Source organism: uncultured Lamprocystis sp. (genome assembly GCF_903933125.1).
In the GTDB taxonomy this organism is placed as follows: domain Bacteria; phylum Pseudomonadota; class Gammaproteobacteria; order Chromatiales; family Chromatiaceae; genus Thiodictyon.
Window position 1 is genome coordinate 1 of record NZ_CAIZIZ010000363.1, and the last position, 3783, is coordinate 3783.

General features: G+C 65.3%; 1 protein-coding gene. It reads right to left on the reverse strand.

Features of this window, described 5'->3' with window-relative positions; genetic code table 11:
* Positions 1-550: 550 nt before the first annotated feature.
* Positions 551-3619: an SBBP repeat-containing protein gene (locus QZY03_RS18750; RefSeq protein ID WP_295583683.1), complete on the reverse strand. Its 3069-nt coding sequence runs from the start codon at positions 3617-3619 to the stop codon at positions 551-553.
* Between the last annotated feature and the right edge of the window lie 164 nt (positions 3620-3783).

The window sequence follows — 3783 nt, forward strand, 5'->3', positions numbered from 1 at the left end:
GCTGCAAACTGGTATCGCGAAGGCCGAACGGCCGGCTCTGTCACAGGGGCTTATCAAGGCTTGAGCCGTGTGCGGTGAAAGTCGCAAGCACGGTTCTTAGGGGGCTGGGCGGCGGTAACGCCACCCGGCTACCCGACCCGGACACTGGGACACCGGAGATCGAGGCTTTAGCCGGTCGACCTCGCAGCTGCGTGGCCTTGGTCCGGCTAACGGCCATGGAAGGAACATCCGCCACCCCGGACGATGAATGGCCCCCGTGGGAGCGGCGTCCCGCCGCGATGCGGTGCCGCGCTGATCTCGAACGCTGCGGTGACCCGCCCGACCCCATCGCGGCGGGACGCCGCTCCCACAGGGTCGCTACGCGCCGTTCACGGTAAAGCCTCGACCTCCAGCGCGCCACGCCCCGGTACTGGCCGCAACGCTGAACAAGGCTGGGCGAGGCACTGATACTGATGGCGAATTCTCCAAACTGCCGAATCGCGAACGATGCGGTTCATGCCTCACCGCACCGTCCGGATTCGCGCCGGCTGGAAGCCGGCGCCACGAGGGGCTAGAAGTCCAACCGACTGACCTCCGCCTGGGTCGCGGTGTCCTTGATCAGAACCTGTGCCCCGTCCGCCGCCGACACACCAAGCACGGCCACCTCCGGACTGCCGTTGCCGTTCATATCCGGCAACACCGCCAAGTCCAGGGGAACGAGCTGATCGAACCAGAGGTTACGCACCAGCGCACCGGTCACGGCATCACGCAGTTCGGTCTTGAGCTGACCAGCGGCGTCGCGGCTCAATACCGCCAGTTCGGCCACCCCATTGGCGTTGAGGTCAGGCAGCGCGGCCACCTGGTACGGCGTGAAAGTCCGGTTGTAGTAGACGAACCCGAGTTGAACCGCCGTGCCCGCATCCGCGGTCTTGACCAGGACCGCTCCCCCGCGACTCTGCCCCAGCACCGCGACCTCCGGGGTACCGTTGTTGTTAGCGTCAGGCACCTCGGCCAGGTTCAGCGGGGTCGTCCATTGCGGCGACCACAGAACCTTGACCAGGGCCGCGCTGGCGCTATCGCGCAGTTCGACCCGCGGCAGACCGGCGGCATTGACCCCCAGTACGGCGAGTTCCGCGGCCCCATTGCTGTTGGCGTCGGCGACCGCGGCGAAATCCACGGGTCGGAAGGTCTTGGCGAAGAACACCTGCCCCAGCCCGGCGCCGCTGCGGGCGTCCTTGATCTCGGCAGCAATCGCGCCGGTACTCGCATTGATGCCGAGCACCGCCAGTTCCGCCGCGCCGTTGCCGTTGCGATCGGGCAGCACCGCCAGCCGCTGGGGTACGAAGGCGAGGTTGAAGGCGACCGCGCTCAGGCGCTCGCCGGTGAGGGTATCGCGTAGTTCGACCTGGACGCTGCCGTTCACGGCATGGCGGCCCAGCAGGGCCAACTCCGGGGCGCCGTTGGTGTTCTGGTCGGGGACTACGGCGAGGTCGAACGGTGTATAGCCTTGATCAAAGACGAAGGTCTGGATCGGGGTCCCGGTGACGGCTTGCTTGATCTGGGCGGTTACCGTTCCCGCCGTGGCATCGGCGAACAAGACCGCGAGGTGCTGGGTGCCGTCACCCGTCAAGTCGCCAACGGACGCGAGCCAGGGCAAGGCCGCCATGGGTGTGGTGGGCGTGTCCGCGATCTTGGCGACAAAGGATTCATGGTCTCCACCGCCGAAGTCAGGCTGCAGGGCCTGGCGGGTCGGAAAGTCGGTGGAACTGGTCACTCCTGTCATGTAGGCATTCCCGGCGCCATCCACGGCGATGCCAGTGCCCCAGTCCTCGCCACTACCGCCGAGGTAGCTGGCGAAAACCAGCGCGGAACCATCGGCACTGAGCTTGGCGACAAAGCCATCGTCGTATCCGCCACCGAAGTCGAGCTGCGGGGCGTAGGGTGTCGAGAAGTCGGTGGAGTTGGTATTTCCCGTCACGTAGGCATTCCCGGCGCCGTCCACCGCGATGTCAGCGCCACCGTCCCAGCCGCTACCGCCGAAGTAGCTCGCGTAGATCGGCGTGGCACCATCGGCACTGAGCTTGACGACAAAAGCATCGTAGTCTCCGCCGATGTACTCAGGCGGAAGGGCATCGCGTATCGGGAAGTCGCCGGAGGCGCTCACTCCCGTCAAGTAGACATTCCCCGCGCTGTCCACGGCGATGCCAAAGCCCTGGTCAATGCTGCTACCGCCGAGGTAGCTGGCATAGACCAGCGTAGCGCCATCGGCACTGAGCTTGGCGACAAAAGTGTCGTAAATTCCGCCGCCGAAGTCAGACTGCAACGCATGGCGTGTCGGGAAGTCGGTGGAGGAGGTATATCCCGTCAGGTAGGCATTCCCAGTGCCGTCCACGGCAATGCTCATAACAGTATCGCTGTTGCTACCGCCGAGGTAGGTGGCGTAGTGCAGCCGAGCGCCGTCGGCACTGAACTTGGCAACAAAGGCATCTATGGCTCCACCATCGGGTCCGCCGCCGTGGTCAGGCTGCAGAGCACCATGCGACGGAAAGTCGGTGGAGAAAGTAATCCCCGTTACGTAGGCATTGCCAGCCCCGTCAGCGGCAATGCTCATCCCATAGTCGGCGCTGCTACCGCCGAGGTAGCTGGCGTAGACCAGACTAGCGCCATCGGCGCTGATCTTGGCAACAAACGCATCCACGCTTCCGCTCTTTCCAGGCTGCAGGCCATGGCGGATCGGGAAATTGGGGGAAAAAGTCTGCCCGGTTACGTAGACATTGCCAGCGCCGTCCACGGCAATGCCATTACCCCAGTCCGCGTAACTCCCCCCGAGGTAAGTCGCGAAGACCAGCGTGGCACCGTCGGCACTGAGCTTGGCGACAAAGGCATCTCCTGCATATCCGCCGTAATCCGGCTGCAGAGCATGGTGAGTCGGGAAGTCGGTGGATTCGGTCAGTCCCGTCAAGTAGGCATTCCCGGCGCCGTCCACGGCGATGTCCCTGCCGTGATCGTAGCCGGCACCACCCAGGTAGGTGGAATAGCTCAACACCGGATCGATCACCAACGCCCGCCCGGCGTCATAGTCGCCGATGGCCAGACTCACCTGCCGGTTGTCCGCCAGCACATAGCGCGTCGGAACCAGCGTGCGCTCACCGTTGCTCTCCTGATAGACCCGCGGAATTTGCTGAATGACCTGCTGCTCACCCAGGGTCAACACCAGATTGCCGGTGTCATCAAGCCGCATCTGATCCGCCCCCGCAAAGGCCAGCCGGATGATCTTGGGGTCCGCCCCCGGGGCCAGCACCAGGTCATACTCCAGTTGCCCCTGGGTGCCGTAATAGACCAGATCGACGCCGGGATAGACACCCTCGTAGCGGACCTTGGCATAGGTCGACAGGCCGGTGCGCCAAGCCGCGGGGTCCTTGCCGCGCAGGTAGTTGACCTTGCCCGGCAGAGCTGCCTCGCCGCGGATAACCGGTTCGGGATTAGCGCCGACCAGGCTCAGGCGCAGCACTGCCGGGGGCGTCGTCGCGGCGGTCGGTTCCGGCGCGGCGGCCAGCGTCGGCGCGGGCACCGACTCCGGCCGGGCGCCGGGCCGGGGCCGCGACGCCGGGTTCGGCTGGCTGGTGTGCAGTGAAAGCACCGCCTCGCCGGGCGTCAAAAACAGGCTATAGCCGGGGCCGCGGGCTATCCCGGGTGCGATCGAAACTGATGAGGTAGCTTAAAATACAGCGGTACCCGTCTACACACCCGAGGATCGCCCAATGAGCACTGTGCTGCCCCCCAACGATGAGCGACTGCTGGCCC